Raw genomic sequence first — 15,649 nt, 5'->3', positions numbered from 1 at the left:
GTGGCCGGCTTACAGGTCGAACAGCATGGGGATCGGCGCGGCCGGGGCCGCCGACTTGCCGCCCAGCTCGGGGACTTCCTGCTCGGTCTGCTCGGTCCACCACTTCGCGAAGTGCGACCGGTGGCACCAGTTGTCCGGCGGGGTCAGCCGGTCGAGGCGGTCGAAGCAGAGCAGCACGAGCGGGCTGTCCAGGTTGTTGGCGCCCGCAATGGCCATCAGCTCGCGGCGGATGTTGTCGAGGCCGTTGCCGTTGAGCAGCCGCCGGTAGCTGAACTCGTAGGCGTCCTGCGCGTTGATCTTGAGCAGGTCGCGCGTGGGGGTGATGAGCTTCGCGTGGCCGCCGAGCTGGTACGAGAGGGCGAAGCGCGGGTGGCCGACCGTCGTGCGGACCGGGGTGCCCATGTGCGGGGCGAACTCCTGGTACGTGCAGGTCGCCAGTCGCAGGTCGCTCATCCTGGGACTTCCTTTCACTGGGGTGGCCGGCCGGGCCCGGGTGGCCCGGCCGGGGGGTGAAGTTAGCCGTGGCAGATGCAGGTCTCCCGGGTTCCGGGCTTAGTGGGTGGACACTATGACTAACGGGTGAGCCCACCTGGGGTACCGGGTGCGACCAGGGAAATCGGAGAAAGTTGCAGGTCGGGGCCCTACGCGGCGAAGTCGAAGAGGTCGAGCTGCTTCGGCTGCCGCCGGAGCCAGTCGTGCGTACGGAGCGGGCCACCCGCGTAGCCCGGGATGTACACCAGGCACGTCTGAATGTTCGTCCCGCACATCGCGAACGAGTCGTCGGGCAGCTTCTCGATCTCGCCGCCGACCTCTTCAACCATCGTGCGGAACTCGACGCTGGCCTTGTCGCTCCACCACATCAGCGACTGGATCATGACCGAGACAAGGATTCCGTCGTCCTTCATGAACCCGATCGCGTGCTTGATGTGGTCGAGGCCGCCGGTGAACGGGGGGTTCATCACCACCCGGTCGAAGCCTTCCGCGTAGTCCAGCGGGTCCAGGTCGAGGAAGTTCCCGCCGATCACCTTCCGGGAGTCGCCCTGCTCGCGCAGTACCTCGACCCTTCGGGCGTCCAGCTCGACGGCGTCGACCAGGCCGCCGCGGCGGGCGATCTCGGACGTCATCGCTCCGGAGCCGGCGGAGGGCTCCAGGACGGTCATCCCGGGGTAGATCCCGGCCAGGTCGCAGATCTGCATGACCAAGCTCGGCGGGGTCGGGAACCAGCCCTGCTCGTACTTCGACGGGTACTCACCGGCCGCGAGGCACTGCCGCATGAACTCCTCGATCCGGTACGGGAAGACGTGCGCGCGGATGGCCTTGCGGTTGTTCCAGACGGCGCCCATCTCCTTGAGGATGGCGTTCATTCGCCTCCAGACCTCCAGCTCGAACTGGAACGGGACGTGGACCCGGTCGTCGCGGATGACCGTGCGCGGGTCGGTGAGGACGGCCAGGACGTCGGTGGGGAAGCGCATGGGGGCTCCTTCGGTTCGCTGTCGGGTGGGTGGTGGTGCCCGTGCCGCTGGGCTGGGGGTGGTGAGGCTGTGAGTCCCGCTGTGGCCGCCGCGATGAGCGGGGCGGGGGTGAGGGAGGGGGCGCCACGTACTCCCGTGAGGGGCGCGCTGACCCTCCCTGCCCGGACCTTAGTGTCTGGGCACTAAGGTCCGGGCCTGCCGAAGGGAGGTCAGGCCGCCGCCTCGGTCTCCGCGTTGTCCTCGGCCGCCTCCGAGGCGACCGCGTCCGGGTTGATCGCGATGCCACCGGCCCGCACCGAGGCGATGGCCTGCGCCTTGGTCAGGTTCGCGATCACCTGGGTGGTCAGCTTCCGCAGGTGCCCGATCCGCTTGCTGTGGGCGTCGACGCCTCCGGCGGCTCCGGCCAGCAGGAGGGCCAGTTCCTCCGGGTCCGCGGTGGCCAGCTCGGCCAGGATGTCGCCGGCGACCGACAGGCGCTCGATCTTCTTCGTCAGCTTCGACCGCTCGGAGATGATGCGCTCGCGCTCCTCCTCGGGGACGTCGTGGTCTCCGAGGATCGACTCCTGGACGTCGCCCTTCTTGCCCGGCGTCTCCTCGGTCAGGACGAAGAACGAGCCCTGGGACTCGCGGCGCTCCTCCTCGGTGCGGCACGCCTTCACGAATGCCTCCGCGTCCCGGTCGTTGGCGAATGCGCCCTGGGTGTACCGGCTGAGGAACCGCATCTGGTTCTGCGGACTCAACTGCGCCGCGTACCAGGCCAGGTTGACACCGAGCAGGCCCTTGGCGAGCGCGTCCTGCGCCGAGTCGCACAGCTTGAGCAGGTCGATCCGCCAGCCGACGTAGGCCGGGGACCGGCCGCACATCTCGCCGATCTCCTCGATCGTGTACTCGGCCTTCTCCAGGTCCTTGAAGGACTTCGCCTCTTCCATGGGCGTCATGTCCGCGCGGCCGACGTTCTCGGCAACCTGCTTGGCGAGGAGTTCGCGGGAGCCGCCGACCGCGCCGTGCAGGACGAGGGCGGTCATCTCGGTGAGGCCGGCCATCTTGGCCGCGCGCCACCGGCGCTCGCCCATGATGATCGTGTACCGCCGGGTGCCCGTGTCGTACCGAACGCTGATCGGCTGGAGCTGGCCGAGCTTGCGCATGGAGCCCGCCAGCTCCTCCAGCTTCGCCTGGTCGAACAGTTCGCGCGGCTGGTTCGGGTCGCGGTCGATCCGCTCAATCGGGATCGTCTTCTGGACCGTCTTGTTCTTCTCGGCCGCCTCGGTGGCCTTCTCGGCGACGACCTCGCGGCGCTTGCTGACCTTGGTCGGCTCGACCACCTTCTTCGAGGCCGGGGCCTTCTTCGCGACGGCCTTGGTCCGGGTCGCCTTCTTCCCGGGGGCCGTCTCGGTGCCCTCGGCGGTGGGGGTGACGGTGGTGGTGGTGTCGGTCATGGTCTCCGGCCTCTCACTGTGCGGTGTAGGGCTTAGTGGGTGGACACTATGACTAACTTCGGAAGACCCCTGGGGTACCGGGTTGCTCGGAAGAATTCGCAGGTCAGAGGCAGTTTTTTCGGCCCGCTCCGGCTCGACCTCTGTCCCCTCCGGGGTCGTCTCGACCGGCGCCAGGGCCTCGGCCTCCGCCATCTCGGCGGCCGTCCTGCGGCCGGTCACCTCCTCGCGTGCGGGCTCCTCCGCCGGGGGCTGCTCCTCGATGGCGGGCTCAGCCGCCGGGGGCTCCTCCTCGGCCGCGGGTGCCACCGTCTCCTCGACGGCGGGCTCCGGGGCCGGCGGCTCGGGCTCCGCCGTCGGCTTCCTCTCGATGGGCCGGACGAAGCCGCTCCGGTCCGGGGAGACCGCCCAGTCGCGCTCGCCGCACACGTAGCCGTGCTCGCCGAGGATCCTGTCGATCTCGGCCTGGAGCGACCGCGACCACACCGCCTGGCCGAACTTCTCGCCCTCCCGGGGGGTGATCTTCACCGGCTCGAAGTCCTTGTGCGGTCGGCTGCCCCCGTTCAGCCACGTAAGCGTCGCCTCCGCCCCGCCGTACGGGCAGGTGACGTAGATCCGCTTCGCCACCTTCGGGTCGGTGCGCTTCTTCGGCGTCTTCTTCTTCGCCGCTTCCTGGGCCTCGCGCACCGCGCTGGCCGGCTGCTCCTCCGAGGCCGCGCGAGCCGACTTCGTGCCGGGCACCTTGCCCTCGGCGAGGAAGGCGAGCATCGCCGCTTCGGGGCATCGCGCCCGCGCGTTCGTGTAGTCCGCGGTGTGCGTCCAAAGCTGGCCGTCCTCGAAGGTGGCGTCCTCCAGGGTCATCACCGGCTTGGGGGCCAGGCGCAGGTTCCACGCGATCGACAGCGTCTTGGGGTTGACCCGGGCGATCTGGTACCAGGACCCGGAGTAGAGCACGAAGTCCTTGGGCGCGAAGTCCTCGGGGCGCCAGATCTTGACGCCGTCCTCCTCCGCCTTCTTGACGATCTCCTCCCAGTACTCGATCTCCTCCTTGTAGTCGCGGATCAGCCGGGCGTGCCGCTCGACCGAGTCCCAGCCCTTCTTGACGGCTTCCGCGTGGTGGCGCTCCTGCTGCCGCAGGTCGGCGCCCAGCCGCTCCAGGCGGCGCAAGGTGCGGTACGGGTCCTTGCGGTGCTTCGCGTAGTTCTCGGCCGCCCCTGCCCGGTTCGCCCAGTACCCGGCGCGGTCGCGCTCCTCGAACGACTTCCGCATGTTCGTGTCGATCCGCGCGGCGTCGCGGCGGGCGCGGCCCTCGCTGTGGTGGCCGACGAGGATGGGCTGGCCGAATTCGAAGCGCTTCGAGATCTGGTCGGCGGTCGCTCGCCGGGCGTCGGCCGAGGCGACGGCCCGGCCCGCGCGGTCATCGAACCGTTCGGCGCGCTCCTCGGCGCGCTCCTCGCGGTCGGCCTCGATCTCCGCGAAGGAGCGGCGCTCCTCCTCGTTGATCGTGACCGTCACCTCGTGGCCGGCCTCGCGCAGGGCGTCCGCCGCGCGGTTGATGCGCCAGGTGTCCGCTTCCTTGTCCCGCGAGTGCTTGAGGAAGAGGCCGGTCACGTTCCGCGAGAACCAGAAGCCGCAGGGCCGCACGATCTCGAAGATCCCGTCCCCCTTGCGGGAGCCGTGGAGGAGCGTGCCTTCCGCTCGCGTGTGGGTGATCGTGATGTCCGTCAAGGTCGTGTCTCCGTTCGGGTATGGGGACGGCCCGGCGGTTGCCGGGCCGTCGGTGGTCAAGCTGGTCAGTTCGCGCCGCCCATGTCCCAGCCCTCGCCCATCCGGTCGCGGGCCTGCTCGCGGCGGCGGGCGGCGAGCCGGGCGTCGCGGTCCTGCTCGCTCTCCTGCCAGATCTCGATGTCCGCGAAGGGGCCCTCGTGGCGGAAGCCGCGAGCGATGGCCGCTGCCGCTTCCTGGGGCGGCAGGTTCTCCTCGTCGTTGTTCAGGTAGGTGGTGTTGAACTGGCGGCCGTTGCGCGCGTAGGGGTCGGAGGACGGGTACGAGTAGCGGATCTGCCAGCGCTGGGAGTTGAGAAGGGCGGACATGGCGGGCTCCCGAGGTATGGGCTTTAGTGGGTGGACACTATGGCTAACTTCCGAACACCCCTGGGGTACCGGGTGGAACGCAGGGAATCGGGGAAGTTTTCGCAGGTCAGGCGGTCGACCAGGGCGCCGGGCGCTCGCCCGTGTGCCACGCGTCGTGGTGGCCCTGCCGGGCCTCCGCGACGTCGCAGACCTCGGTGCCGCACCAGCAGAGGACCATCGGCCCCCACGGGTTCGCCTCCGGCCCGGCGGCCTTCTCGTGGTCGAGCTGGGCGCGGGTCTCGAGGCGGGCCGCAGCCCAGGCGTGCATCAGGGCCGCGCCCGCTTCGCCGGCCGCCTCGCCGGGGGTCTTGCCCTCCTCGATGGCGGCCACGAAGCGGCGGCCGATGAACCGCACGGCGCGGCCGTCGGAGAAGCGGTCGACCAGGTCCTCCAGGTCGAGGTGCGGGAAGGACTCATGGAGGGACATGGCCGCGAAGGCCGCAATCTCGCCGATGGCCTCGCCGAGGTCGCTGGCCTCGCGGGCGGTGGGGGTCGTGGTGGCGCGCATGGGTGGGCCCTTCTGGAAGGAGGAGGGCGGGGCCGGTTGGCCCCGCCCCGGGGTGCTTCCGGTCAGCCGGCGAGGATCGCCTCGCCGACCGCGGTGAGGGCGACCGGCTGCCCCTGGAACAGCGAGCGGGAGGTGTCGGTCGTGGCCCAGCCCTTCGAGATCACCCACTGGACCATGTCCTTGCGGGGGCGGTAGCCCTGTGCGACCTCGACGGTCGTGCGGCCGACCCTGAACTCCTGGAGCTTGACGCCGTTGTCGCGGATGGCCGCCAGGGTGCGCTTCTGGGCCGGGGTCGCCTTCGGGATCTCCACCGGGGCGGGCGGAGTCGGCTCGGGTGCGGGCTCCGAGGTGACCTCCTCGGCCGGGGTCTGGTCCTCGTCGATCTCCATGCCGTCGGTGGTCGACAGGAAGCGGCGCAGGCCGTCCTGCTCGGCGATCCGCTGTGCGTTGCTGACCATGCTCGTGCTCATCGAGAAGCCCCACTGAAGCAGGCTCTCCACGGCCTCTTCGCGCTGCTTGGCCAGGGCCTCGCGGACGCCGTGGCGCTTGATGCGCTTCATGAGCTGGTGCCACGGCTTCGCCTTGCCCGCGCTGGCCAGCACGGTGTCCATGAGGCCGTCGAGGTGAGCACCGTCGATCGCGAGTGCCTTGGTCAGGCGGGTGCGGGCCGCCTCGTCCTCTTCGAAGACGTGGTTCGCGCGGCTGGTGAGGACCTGGAGGGCGAGGCTGGCGTCCATGACTGACTCCTTGGAGGGTGGTTTTAGTGGGTGGACACTATGACTAACGCGGGTAACTCCCTGGGGTACCGGGGCGACGGGAAGAAATCGGGGAAGTTTTCGCAGGTCAGAGCCCTTTGCCGTCAACCTGGGGCGTCGGGCTTGACGCCTCTCATAGTGGGTGGGCACTAGCCTGCTGGCATGAGCCGCCACGAACTCCCCGAAGTCTTCGCCGCCCTCGCCGAGCTGGCCGGCGAGCCCACCGTCGAGCGCGCGCAGATCCTCGGCCGCGCCCTCAAGGCCACGCCCGACCTCACGGCTTGGCTCCGCGAGCAGAGGCAGGTCACCGTCCGCGCCCTGCTCGACATGCCGCAGCACAGCGCCAAGACCCTGTCCGGCCCGCTGGAAGTCACCCCGCAGCGAGTCCACGACATCGCCGCCGGGCACCGCGCCCCCGAGAACAGGCGCCGCGCTGCCGCCAAGACGACCACCGACTGACCCCCGGACGCGAGAGGGCGCCCCGCACGCTGTCGTGTGGGGCGCCCTTCGCATAGCCGGGGGTCAGCCGTCGAGCCGCTGGAGGTCGGCGAGGATCGGGCCGACGTCTTCGTACCCGAACTCGATGTGGCTCAGCTCGGGCGCGTCCGGCAGCTCCTCGTACCGGTGCGAGTTCGGGGCGGCCACCAGCGCGTGACCGTCCAGCACCTCGGCACCCGCGTCACCGGCGTGGCTGCCGGTGCGCACCCACTCCCGGTACGCGTTGTGCTCGGCGATCTGCCGGAGCGCGCTGGCCAGGGCCTTCGGAGTGCCGGGCGCGCGCAGCACGTGCTCGTCCAGGGGCACCCAGGCCGCCGCCCGCTCCTCGTCGGTGATGTCGCCTTCGCCGGCCCTCTGCCGGTAGTACGCGCGGATGTAGGTCGTCGCGGTCACGTACGCCGACTCGCGCCGGACTTCGACGTTGAACCAGGGCTCCATGTCGGGCCGGGGTTCGAGGATGGCTCCCATGCGGGGTCTCTTTCTGATCGGTTACCGGCGGTGGATCCGCCGCTCATTGTGATGCGTACGTGGTTAGTGGGTGGACACTATGACTAACGTCGGGAGGTCCCTGGGGTACCGGGTACGACCCGGGAAGTGGGAAGGAATCCACGGCTCCGGACATGTCCGGACGGCGTCCGGACAACCGCCCGGACATGTCCGGAGCGTCCCGCACGCTAGTCGCGTTCCCGCTGGTCAGCGTGTCCGGACATTGTCCGGACGAGGCTGTCCAGCGGCTCACTCGCCCCGGTCGTACACGTCCGCCCAGTACCGGCGGTCTTCAAGGCCGACCTCGCGCGCCGAAGGCTCAGCCGGTGCCGTGACCGCGTCGGTGAAGTTGACGGGGAGGTCGGCGACGAAGGCGGCGGCCACGTCGTGGCGGTGGCGGCGTGCCAGGTTCCGCGCCTCGGTGCGGTCGCCGCCGAAGGCGCTGAACTGTCCGCACGAGCAGGAGGCCGCGCTGGCCGGCTGGCGGACCATCCCGGCGCGGCGGCCGGGCCGGTTCAGTCCGGCCGTGACGAGCTGGCTGTCCGAGGCCCGCGTCCAGCCCTCGGGCTCGGTAGTCGTCGTCCGGTGGGCGGCAGCCAGCAGGCCGAGGCGCGCGGTGAGGGTGAGCCGGACGTTGCCGCGCTCGTCGGCGGTCACGAGCCGACGGGCGCGCAGGGTCGCGGTGGCCATCGCGCTGATCTCGGTGAGCCCGGCGAGGATGATCCGGCGCCCATAGTCGTTGTCCATGTACTGGACCGGGCGCAGGTCGCGGATGTCCGTCAGGTCGAGGATCACCGCCTCGGTCAGGGTGCCGACCGGCATCTCCGGGATGAAGGTGATCGAGCGGTGCACGATGCCGCCCCGGAGTTCCCGACGGGTCCAGGTGATGAGCGCGCCGCCGTTCCGGGTGGCCTCGATGGCGTAGCCGCGCCGGAGGGCCCGGCGCAGGGTCAGCAGGGCGTGCGACTCGCTGGCGGTGCCTTCGGTGGTGTCGCCTGCGTGGGTGATGATCTCGCGGAACATGCGCGGGTTCTCCTCTGTGGTCGGGGTCGGTGGGATCAGGCGGCGACGAGCTGGCGGGCGGGCGCGGTGTCCCGGATGAGCTGCCAGATGTCGCCGGGGGTAATGCCGTACGGCACGTTCAGCTCGGCGAGGATCTGGCCGCCGTCGAAGACGGTGAGCCGGCCGGGCAGGTGCTGGGCGGTGCGCGTGCCGGTGTGCGGCCGGTAGACGCTCGGGAGCGCGTCGGCCCGTCCATGGGTCTTGACCTCGGCGGCCAGCGCGGCGTGCGCGGCGTGGATGTCGAGAAGGCCGACCAGGGCGGCCGTCACCTCCTGGTCGTCGCTGCTGCCGAGGAGGCCGGAGCCGAGGACTTCGAAGAGGCGGGCGCGCAGCGCGCGCTCGCGGTGGACGTGCGCCGGGTCGGCGGGCATGAGGTCATCCAGGCCCGGGAGGTGGCCGCTCAGCGGTGCCTGGACGTAGCCGATGACGTGCGCCGGGAAGCCCTCGGGGGCGGCCATCCGGGCGCGCCACAGGATCGCCTCGGCGCGGTCGGCGACGTCGTGGTCTCCGCCCAGGCCGCGCAGGACGGCGCTCGCCTGGCCGAGCTGGCGGGCGACGAAGCGCAGGGCCTTGGCCTCGGGGTGGCCGGTGGCGTGGCCACGGACGATTCCGGCGAGGAGGCGTGCGCGCTGGGCGGCGGTCGTGTGCTGGTCCATCTCGGTGTCCTCTCGGGTCAGGCGGTCGCCGGCCGGGTGGCCGGGTGGTTGTCGATGACGTCGAGCACCAGGGGGAGGGCCCGACCGGGGAAGTACTCCTTGCCGCGCACCGGCGTCTCGCGGGCGTCCCGCAGTGCGCCGAGCACCATCAGCTCCATCGCGCGGGCCACGCCTTCGGGCAGACCGACGAGGAGCCGCACGACCTGGTCCAGGCCGTCACAGCGGTGGTCGTTCAGCCGGGGCCGAGGGTCGCCGGACGTGATCCCGACCTTCACGACCTCGGCCGCTTCGTCGGTGACGACGTACAGGACGTCCCAGAGGCTTCCGGCGCAGGTGCCGCAAATCCCCTGTCCTTGTAGGACTGCGGTCGGCCAGGGCTTGCCCTCGTGGCCCTTCGCGCACCGCACGAGGTGGGCGACGTGGCTACCGAGCCAGTTCGGTTCGAGGAGGACACCGCCGAGTTCGGCGAGCCGCGCCCGGAACGCTGCCTCGGTCGCCTCGGCGTCGCGCCCGGCGCAGGTCCGGCAGATTCCCTGTCCGCGCTGTACTGCGTTCGGGTACGGCGTGCACTCGTGGCCCTGCGCGCAGCGGACTCGGTGCGTGGTCTTGCTGCCGAGCCATGCCGGTTCGAGGAGCACGGCGCCCAGCTCGGCGAGCCGGGCCCGGAACGCCAGCTCGGCGACCTTCGGGTCCTGGCCGACGCAGGCCCGGCAGATCCCCTGCCCCTTCTGGACGTGGTTGGGGCGCGGGGTGCAGTCGTGGCCCTGGACGCAGCGGACTCGGTGTGGCGTCTTGCTGCCGAGCCATGCCGGTTCGAGGACAGTGCCGCCGAGGTCCTGTACCCGCGCCTTGAAGGCATCCCATGCGCGGCTCATGCGGAGGCCACCAGGAGAGCAGCCGCACCGTGGTAGCAGAGCGACGTGGCCCGCAGGCCGGCCGGGCAGTTGCACTGGCCGGTGGCCGCGGTGCGGTAGACCTCGCTGCCATCGTCGGAGACCGCGAGGAAGATGCGGTTCGCGCGGAGGGGGATGAGGCCGCCGGACTCCAGAAGCTCCATGGCCTTGGCCAGCTGGTACGGCTTGTACGCGGCCGGGGGGCTGAGCCGCGCGGTGCGGCGCACCTTCGCCCGGCACTTCGGGCCGTAGCCGTCGGGGCTGGGATTGCGGAGGATCCTGCGGCACTTGAGACACCGGGCGGGGTGGGTGGTGGTGTCCGGTGCGCTCATGGCCTCGTCCTCTGGTGGGTGGTGAGTGGTTACATCAACATCATTTCCTGAATCCATTTCGGACAACCCATTACGGGAAAGAGATTTGGCAAAGGGTTGGCAAAGAGTGCAGGTCCGGAGGTGTTCAGCGAACATCGCTGAACACCGGCGAACACCGCTGAACAGCAGGGCGCCCCGCCCTCCACCAGGGAGAGCGGGGCGTCCGGACGTGTCCGGCCTACTGTCCGGACGTGTCCGGCTCGGCCGATGGCCGCTTGCACGACCCGTGGGTGTCGCAGTTGCAGCGCCCGCAGGCCGCGCACATCTGGTCGGCCTCCAGGCCGCAGGCGCCGCATCCGCCGGACTCGTCCAGGTCCTCGTCGTCCAGCGCGGACGCCAGGCGCATCAGGGTGTCGCGGCTGAACCGCAGCCGGGGCACGCACGAGCCGTCGCAGGTCACGCTCTCGCCCAGGCCGACGTACAGGCTCTCGTGGCCCTCGCACGCGTAGTCGTTCTCGTTCTCGGCGGGCTTCACCTGCACCGTCAGGTCGTAGACCTCGATCAGGCCGACGCCTTCGATGTCGGCGCGGGAGCGGACGTCGCCGACCTCGGCGACCAGGTCGCGGTCCCAGGTCGGCTGCTTGCCCTGGGCGCGGGCCACGCCGTAGACCAGGGTGCGCAGCTCGCCGCCGTCCTTCGCGGTGAACGTCTTCTCCGCGAAGGCGGGGTGCTGGATGGTGACCTCGTACATGGCGATCTCCTCGTGTGCGGGGGAGGGGGGAGGGCCGGGCGGCCCTCCCCGGGGTGGTGCGGGGTCAGGTCGCGGGGGTGCCGTGGAAGGCGCGGAGCCACTGGTCGACCTCGCGGGCGCAGCGGGCGGCGTCGGCGCCGGCGTTCAGGCGGCCGGAGAAGTTCGGGCCGATCGTGGCCACGTAGTCGCCGTCCGCGCCGTGCAGGTGCGCGGACCACGGCTCGATGTGCTTCCAGGCGGGCCGGTCGGCCTGCTCGCCGGCGTACATCAGGACGTGCGGGCGACCGTAGGGGAACGTCGGGTCGTCCGGTGCGTCCGGGGCGGCGGCCATGATCAGGTACGAGACGCCGCCCTCGCCGCCCGGGTAGGCGTGGCGGCCGAGCTTGGCGAGTTCGGCGATCAGCACGTCGCCCTCGGTCGGCTTGGCGCCCAGTTCGTCGGCGACCTCCTGGGCGGCCGACTGGATCGCCTCGGAGGTCACCGGGTCGTGCTCGCTCAGGAAGGAGAGGGAGACCGTCAGCCGCTCCAAGGCGGCCTGCCACTCGGGGTCCTCCGGGTTGGGGTCGGTGCGCACCCGAGCCCCGGACTCGTTCGCGGCCTGGCGCATCTCATCGACCCGGGCGCGGCCGATCGCTTCGGCGGCCCGCTCGCATGCGGTGCAGAGCAGGGACACGCGGGCCGCCTGTTCGGCGTTCAGCACGCGGTAGACCTGCTGGGCGCACACCGCCGTTCCGCTGTCCGGTCGGGCGAAGTGCGGGTCGAAGTCGTCGGGGCTGTGGACCAGGACGAGCCCGGCGCGGTCGCCGAGCCGGGCGATCTGCTCCTTGCGGGCGCTGGGCTCGGCCAGGTCGCCGAGGGCGAGCGCTGCGGCGGCCAGTGGAGAGGAGGAGGCCAGGCGCTCCGCGTAGCTGTCGGTCATGTGGGGCCTTTCGGGTGGGGTGGTGAGTGGGTACACCTCCATTCTTTCCGTAATGGATTGAGGGAAACCAGATAACCGAAATATATTTAGGGAATCACTTGTCCGTACCAGGTTTGCCGTAACCGGCTTGTGGAACACTCGGGGCATGAGCCGAACCGGACCGCGCAACACGTACGCCGACTACCAGCCCAGCGAGACGATGCTGGCCGCGATCAAGGAGTGGGAGGACGCCGTCAAGGCCGAGGAGGAGAAGCGGCACGCCGCCCGCGCGGCCGTCGCCGAGGAGCTGCGCACGGCTCAGATCTCTCACGGCGCACTGGCTCCGCACACGCCGTGGACCGAGGGGACGATCACCGGCATCGCCCGGGAGTACAAGGTCCCCGGGCTCCGCCAGCGCAAGACGACCGACGAGGACTGACCGGCCGGGTCAGCCCCGCCGGGCCGGGTCGACCCGACCGGCATTCGCCTGGATCCGCGCGATCTCGACCTTCGCTCTGGCAACGACCGCGACGACCGCGACGATGCAGCCGCCGAGCAGAACCCACACGAACGCCGTTGTTCCCGCCATGACGTCACCTTCCGACCGTGCTGTAGGGGCGGGGAGCGTACCCCCTCCGGACATGCCAGAGGCCGCACACGAATCGTGTGCGGCCTCTGCTCGTTCTGGCCCGGCTCGGGGTTGGGCCCGGAGTTCTATCCGTGGCGGACGAAGAGGAGGACGGCGATCACGGCGAACATGATCGTGCCGCCGATCCACTGGTTGCGCGGGATGTCGGCGAGGTCGGCGAGGCGGAACGGCTCCCGCTCCGGCGCGGCGTCCGCCCGCGCGCAGCAGCAGCACTTCACCGGGTGAGCGTGCTGGTCGTGGCTCATGGCCGTCCCTTCCATATTTCAGATCACCTCCATCATGGCCCATCCCGCAGATCCATCGCTACGCCCTGATCACATTCAGGCACCGTGCGTCAACCCCCGGGCCACCGCTCGATCTTTGACGCGGTCGGTCCGCGCTCCGGGTCCGGGACCGATCGGAAGCCGCGCTGGACCTGCTCCCGCGTCCACTCGGTGGGGTATGCACCCAACCCCTCTCCGGGGGCGTTGGCGGTGTTGTTGGCGTTGGCGTTGGCAGCCTGACCTGCAACAACATCGGTCCCCTGGGGGGTCCTCTGCGAGAAGGGAAGAGGCGGGATGTCGTCGCGGTGCACGCCGGGCCCATTCCCGGCCGGTGTGCGCACCCCCTGGCGGTGGGGGATCTCCACCTCTCCCAGCACCTCTTTCAGGGCCCGGGTGTCGGCCGTGGAGAGGTGGTCGGAGAGCACCGTGAGGAGCACCCCGGAGCCCCCTCGGTAGAGGTGATGGAGAGCCCCGATCACAGCCTCCCGGGAGGGGGTGGGCGGGGCCTCGACGGAGGTCTCCTCCTCGGCTTCGTCGGCCTCTTCCTCGATCTCCCCGGGGGAGCCGGCCGGAGGGTCGGCGGGGGACCCGGCGGGGGCCTCTGCGGGGGACGCCGGGCGGCGGAGGAAGCGGGCCACCCACGACGCGCGGGGAGCCTCGGCGGGGGCCTCCTTCGACACCTCGGGGATCTCCTCGACGCCTTTCTCCGCGCCCTTCTCGGCCGCGGCGGCCTTGCCCTTCGCGGGGGTCTTCGCGTCCTTCTCCTTCGTCCCCTTGGTCTTCCCCTCGCCCTTACCGGTCTCCTTCTTCGCGGGCTTGCTCTCGGGAACTTCGATGTGGCCACCGGCCGCCAGGGCGACAGCGACGATCAGCACGCCGAGGGTGATCCACGAGGCGTACGCGTACTGCGTGGACAACTTGGCGACGGCGTAGATAAGGAACGCGAAGCCGCCGAGGCGGGCACCGATGCTGCCCTTGCCGAACTTCCCGGACAGCCATCCGGCGAGGAGGACCAGGAGCACCCCGATCCCCCGGCCGTACCAGGCGGTCAGCTGGACGAGCCTGCGCAGGAGCCGTCCGATGCCTCGCAGGAGCAGCGGGCCGGCCGTCTTGCTGGCCTCAACAACGATCGGGCCGAGTTCGGCGAGCGGGCGGACGTCGTAGTACGGCTGGAGTTCGGCGAGCAGGCCGCGCCGCTCGTCGTTCTCCTCCCCCTCGTCGTCCGCGTCTTCGGGCTCGTCCTCCCACTCCCCTTCCTCCGGGCTGTCCGGCTGGTCGGGGCTGTCCGGTACGTCGGGCAGATCAGGCTGGTCCGGCTCGTCCGGGAGGTCGGGCCGGTCCGGCTGGTCGGGGATGTAGGGGAGGAGGGCGGCGACCAGGGTGACCCGCCGCTCCCCCGGGGCCTCGTCGGGCTCAGGCTCGGGGTCGGGGACGGCGTGCAGGTGGGCGGCCATCAGGCGAACCTCTGCATGATGACGTCGATCTTGTCGGCGAGGAGGGAGTACGCGCCGCCCGCGCCGGACGCGACGTACCAGAAGATGATGCCGATCACCATCACCTGGCGGGTCGACAGCTTCTTGTAGAGGATCACGCTGGTGAGGAACAGGGCGATGCCCGCCATGGTGGCTTTGGGAACGACCTCGCCGAAGAGGCCGAGCCCGTCGTTGACGAGGCTGGACACGAGGTCGAAGGGCGTTCCGGCCGCCTTGTACGACGCTCCGGCGACCATGGCCAGGAAGAGGGTCCACCACCAGCCGAGGGGCTTGACCTTGCCGCCGGTGGATGTGCCGAACCAGAGGATGCCGGTCAGGCCGAGGGCGAGGCCGGCGGCGCCGAAGGCGGGGATCAGGCTGCTGCTCATGCTTCTTTCCGTTCAGGGGTGAGAGGTGGTCAGGCGGCCGGATTGCCGTAGAGCAGCACGCCGACGATCATCGAGACGAGCGGGATGCGGGCGGCCAGCGCGAAGGGCGGGAACCAGTTCCGGGTGCGGTAGTCGATCACCCAGATCCCGACCGCGACGCCGTACCAGATGCACACGTAGAAGTCGGTCCACGAGCCGTAGGTGTCGACCAGGTAGACGACCTCGGCGGTCCAGAACTGCGGGACGCCGATCCAGAAGCCCGCGCCGAGCGCGGCCCCGTTGTAGAGCAGGTGCCGGGTCTTCTTCGGCATCCCGTTCCAGGCTTCGATCCCGGACTTCTTCCGCTCGTCCGAGGTTTTGCCGTACACCGGACGTGAGTACGTCTTCTTGCCGTTGCCGCGCATGGACCAGCGGTGGCGGATGGATGCCGGGACCTTGTCGACGGGCTTCCCGTCCTCGCCGGCCTCTCCCCCGTCGCCTTCCTCGGTGACGTCGGTGAGTTCGTCGTAGTCGTCAGGGACGTCGAGCTGCGTCTCGCAGTCGGCGCACCAGAACGCGACGAGCTGGCCGGTGACCTTGTTGCGGACCTCGTGCGGGGTCGGGTGCTCGCACTTCGACGCGGGGACGTGGCGAGGAGCGCTATCCACCTGCAGCGGGTTGCCCCTGGGCTTGTTCTCCGTACCGTCGGGGGCAAGCTCGGTGTCGCAGTCCGGGCAGTGGTAGGGGATGGGCTCGGTCTGCCCCTCCATCCGGAAGGTGCGCGGGTTGGGGTGCTTGCAGGCGGCGCCGAGGATGACCGGCTTCGGATCCCACCAGTTCGGGGCCCGGTCGCCGGGCCGCAGCGCGGTGGCCTGGGCCGAGACCGTGGCGGCCGGGGCGGGCTCGGGTGCCTGTTCCGTCTCCTCCGCCTCGGGCTCGTCTTCGGCCTTGGGCCGACGGAAGGCGAACACGTCGCGGACGCGGAACGGAGCCGGGGCCTCTTCCTTGGGCTGGTCGTCGGTCGTGGTGCTGTCCACGCTGG

The 15,649-nt window shown here is 70.6% G+C and carries 20 protein-coding genes; 2 read left to right on the top strand and 18 right to left on the bottom strand.

The window, feature by feature from the left end; translation table 11 throughout:
* Positions 1–9: 9 nt before the first annotated feature.
* The 6 genes from AC07FY_RS01115 to AC07FY_RS01090 all read right to left on the bottom strand — a co-directional run bounded on the left by AC07FY_RS01115 (position 10) and on the right by AC07FY_RS01090 (position 6,282).
* Positions 10–453, bottom strand: a complete 444-nt coding sequence (locus tag AC07FY_RS01115) for a hypothetical protein (RefSeq protein WP_478998867.1) — start codon at positions 451–453, stop codon at positions 10–12.
* 188 nt (positions 454–641) lie between these two features.
* Positions 642–1,472: a methyltransferase gene (locus AC07FY_RS01110; protein WP_478998866.1), complete on the bottom strand. Its 831-nt coding sequence runs from the start codon at positions 1,470–1,472 to the stop codon at positions 642–644.
* Between the two features lie 209 nt (positions 1,473–1,681).
* Complete coding sequence (locus AC07FY_RS01105) at positions 1,682–4,633, bottom strand: ParB/RepB/Spo0J family partition protein (protein WP_478998865.1); 2,952 nt, start codon at positions 4,631–4,633, stop codon at positions 1,682–1,684.
* A 65-nt stretch (positions 4,634–4,698) separates the two neighbouring features.
* Positions 4,699–4,998, bottom strand: a complete 300-nt coding sequence (locus tag AC07FY_RS01100) for a hypothetical protein (protein WP_478998863.1) — start codon at positions 4,996–4,998, stop codon at positions 4,699–4,701.
* A 106-nt stretch (positions 4,999–5,104) separates the two neighbouring features.
* A complete protein-coding gene (locus AC07FY_RS01095; RefSeq protein ID WP_478998861.1) occupies positions 5,105–5,545 on the bottom strand; it encodes a hypothetical protein in 441 nt (146 codons plus the stop codon).
* Between the two features lie 62 nt (positions 5,546–5,607).
* Positions 5,608–6,282 (bottom strand): hypothetical protein, encoded by a 675-nt coding sequence (locus AC07FY_RS01090; RefSeq protein ID WP_478998859.1) that lies wholly within the window; start codon positions 6,280–6,282, stop codon positions 5,608–5,610.
* 180 nt (positions 6,283–6,462) lie between these two features.
* Between AC07FY_RS01090 and AC07FY_RS01085 the strand changes: the two genes are divergently transcribed.
* A complete protein-coding gene (locus AC07FY_RS01085) occupies positions 6,463–6,759 on the top strand; it encodes a sigma-70 family RNA polymerase sigma factor (protein WP_478998857.1) in 297 nt (98 codons plus the stop codon).
* A gap of 63 nt (positions 6,760–6,822) precedes the next feature.
* Here the strand turns inward: AC07FY_RS01085 and AC07FY_RS01080 are convergent, their stop codons facing one another.
* The 7 genes from AC07FY_RS01080 to AC07FY_RS01050 all read right to left on the bottom strand — a co-directional run bounded on the left by AC07FY_RS01080 (position 6,823) and on the right by AC07FY_RS01050 (position 11,876).
* Positions 6,823–7,266 carry a hypothetical protein gene (locus AC07FY_RS01080; RefSeq protein ID WP_478998855.1) on the bottom strand — a complete coding sequence of 148 codons (444 nt, stop codon included), beginning with the start codon at positions 7,264–7,266 and terminating at the stop codon, positions 6,823–6,825.
* Positions 7,267–7,533: 267 nt separating this feature from the next.
* On the bottom strand, positions 7,534–8,307 hold the full coding sequence (locus AC07FY_RS01075) for a hypothetical protein (RefSeq protein WP_478998853.1): 774 nt from the start codon (positions 8,305–8,307) through the stop codon (positions 7,534–7,536).
* Between the two features lie 35 nt (positions 8,308–8,342).
* Entirely contained in the window at positions 8,343–9,002 is a 660-nt protein-coding gene (locus AC07FY_RS01070; protein WP_478998851.1) for a hypothetical protein, read from the bottom strand.
* 17 nt (positions 9,003–9,019) lie between these two features.
* Positions 9,020–9,877: a hypothetical protein gene (locus AC07FY_RS01065; RefSeq protein ID WP_478998849.1), complete on the bottom strand. Its 858-nt coding sequence runs from the start codon at positions 9,875–9,877 to the stop codon at positions 9,020–9,022.
* On the bottom strand, positions 9,874–10,227 hold the full coding sequence (locus tag AC07FY_RS01060; RefSeq protein WP_478998848.1) for a hypothetical protein: 354 nt from the start codon (positions 10,225–10,227) through the stop codon (positions 9,874–9,876). The genes AC07FY_RS01065 and AC07FY_RS01060 overlap by 4 nt, the downstream gene beginning before the upstream one ends.
* A 217-nt stretch (positions 10,228–10,444) precedes the next feature.
* Positions 10,445–10,957, bottom strand: a complete 513-nt coding sequence (locus tag AC07FY_RS01055) for a hypothetical protein (RefSeq protein WP_478998846.1) — start codon at positions 10,955–10,957, stop codon at positions 10,445–10,447.
* A 64-nt stretch (positions 10,958–11,021) separates the two neighbouring features.
* A complete protein-coding gene (locus AC07FY_RS01050) occupies positions 11,022–11,876 on the bottom strand; it encodes a hypothetical protein (RefSeq protein ID WP_478998844.1) in 855 nt (284 codons plus the stop codon).
* A gap of 145 nt (positions 11,877–12,021) precedes the next feature.
* Between AC07FY_RS01050 and AC07FY_RS01045 the strand changes: the two genes are divergently transcribed.
* Complete coding sequence (locus AC07FY_RS01045; RefSeq protein ID WP_478998842.1) at positions 12,022–12,294, top strand: hypothetical protein; 273 nt, start codon at positions 12,022–12,024, stop codon at positions 12,292–12,294.
* A gap of 9 nt (positions 12,295–12,303) precedes the next feature.
* On the opposite strand, the gene AC07FY_RS01040 is transcribed toward AC07FY_RS01045, so the two are convergent.
* From AC07FY_RS01040 to AC07FY_RS01020, 5 genes are all read right to left on the bottom strand, one after another.
* On the bottom strand, positions 12,304–12,444 hold the full coding sequence (locus tag AC07FY_RS01040) for a hypothetical protein (protein WP_478998841.1): 141 nt from the start codon (positions 12,442–12,444) through the stop codon (positions 12,304–12,306).
* A gap of 125 nt (positions 12,445–12,569) precedes the next feature.
* Positions 12,570–12,749 carry a hypothetical protein gene (locus AC07FY_RS01035; protein WP_478998839.1) on the bottom strand — a complete coding sequence of 60 codons (180 nt, stop codon included), beginning with the start codon at positions 12,747–12,749 and terminating at the stop codon, positions 12,570–12,572.
* An 89-nt stretch (positions 12,750–12,838) separates the two neighbouring features.
* Complete coding sequence (locus AC07FY_RS01030) at positions 12,839–14,221, bottom strand: hypothetical protein (RefSeq protein WP_478998837.1); 1,383 nt, start codon at positions 14,219–14,221, stop codon at positions 12,839–12,841.
* Positions 14,221–14,628, bottom strand: a complete 408-nt coding sequence (locus AC07FY_RS01025; protein ID WP_478998835.1) for a hypothetical protein — start codon at positions 14,626–14,628, stop codon at positions 14,221–14,223. The genes AC07FY_RS01030 and AC07FY_RS01025 overlap by 1 nt, the downstream gene beginning before the upstream one ends.
* A gap of 29 nt (positions 14,629–14,657) precedes the next feature.
* Positions 14,658–15,644, bottom strand: coding sequence for a hypothetical protein (locus tag AC07FY_RS01020; RefSeq protein ID WP_478998833.1), 987 nt, complete (start codon positions 15,642–15,644; stop codon positions 14,658–14,660).
* Between the last annotated feature and the right edge of the window lie 5 nt (positions 15,645–15,649).

This window comes from Streptomyces sp. NPDC045967, assembly GCF_056430495.1.
Note: the sequence above shows the minus strand (reverse complement) of the source record. Positions and strands in the feature narration are given on the sequence as shown.

Excerpts from the sequence above, each read along its gene's own strand:
- AC07FY_RS01115 (WP_478998867.1), bottom strand. The coding sequence starts at position 453 with ATGAGCGACCTGCGACTGGCGACCTGCACGTACCAGGAGTTCGCCCCG.
- AC07FY_RS01040 (WP_478998841.1), bottom strand. The coding sequence starts at position 12,444 with ATGGCGGGAACAACGGCGTTCGTGTGGGTTCTGCTCGGCGGCTGCATC.
- AC07FY_RS01075 (WP_478998853.1), bottom strand. The coding sequence starts at position 8,307 with ATGTTCCGCGAGATCATCACCCACGCAGGCGACACCACCGAAGGCACC.
- AC07FY_RS01025 (WP_478998835.1), bottom strand. The coding sequence starts at position 14,628 with ATGAGCAGCAGCCTGATCCCCGCCTTCGGCGCCGCCGGCCTCGCCCTC.
- AC07FY_RS01060 (WP_478998848.1), bottom strand. The coding sequence starts at position 10,227 with ATGAGCGCACCGGACACCACCACCCACCCCGCCCGGTGTCTCAAGTGC.
- AC07FY_RS01055 (WP_478998846.1), bottom strand. The coding sequence starts at position 10,957 with ATGTACGAGGTCACCATCCAGCACCCCGCCTTCGCGGAGAAGACGTTC.
- AC07FY_RS01050 (WP_478998844.1), bottom strand. The coding sequence starts at position 11,876 with ATGACCGACAGCTACGCGGAGCGCCTGGCCTCCTCCTCTCCACTGGCC.
- AC07FY_RS01065 (WP_478998849.1), bottom strand. The coding sequence starts at position 9,877 with ATGAGCCGCGCATGGGATGCCTTCAAGGCGCGGGTACAGGACCTCGGC.
- AC07FY_RS01095 (WP_478998861.1), bottom strand. The coding sequence starts at position 5,545 with ATGCGCGCCACCACGACCCCCACCGCCCGCGAGGCCAGCGACCTCGGC.
- AC07FY_RS01070 (WP_478998851.1), bottom strand. The coding sequence starts at position 9,002 with ATGGACCAGCACACGACCGCCGCCCAGCGCGCACGCCTCCTCGCCGGA.
- AC07FY_RS01100 (WP_478998863.1), bottom strand. The coding sequence starts at position 4,998 with ATGTCCGCCCTTCTCAACTCCCAGCGCTGGCAGATCCGCTACTCGTAC.
- AC07FY_RS01090 (WP_478998859.1), bottom strand. The coding sequence starts at position 6,282 with ATGGACGCCAGCCTCGCCCTCCAGGTCCTCACCAGCCGCGCGAACCAC.
- AC07FY_RS01110 (WP_478998866.1), bottom strand. The coding sequence starts at position 1,472 with ATGCGCTTCCCCACCGACGTCCTGGCCGTCCTCACCGACCCGCGCACG.
- AC07FY_RS01030 (WP_478998837.1), bottom strand. The coding sequence starts at position 14,221 with ATGGCCGCCCACCTGCACGCCGTCCCCGACCCCGAGCCTGAGCCCGAC.
- AC07FY_RS01080 (WP_478998855.1), bottom strand. The coding sequence starts at position 7,266 with ATGGGAGCCATCCTCGAACCCCGGCCCGACATGGAGCCCTGGTTCAAC.
- AC07FY_RS01045 (WP_478998842.1), top strand. The coding sequence starts at position 12,022 with ATGAGCCGAACCGGACCGCGCAACACGTACGCCGACTACCAGCCCAGC.
- AC07FY_RS01035 (WP_478998839.1), bottom strand. The coding sequence starts at position 12,749 with ATGAGCCACGACCAGCACGCTCACCCGGTGAAGTGCTGCTGCTGCGCG.
- AC07FY_RS01085 (WP_478998857.1), top strand. The coding sequence starts at position 6,463 with ATGAGCCGCCACGAACTCCCCGAAGTCTTCGCCGCCCTCGCCGAGCTG.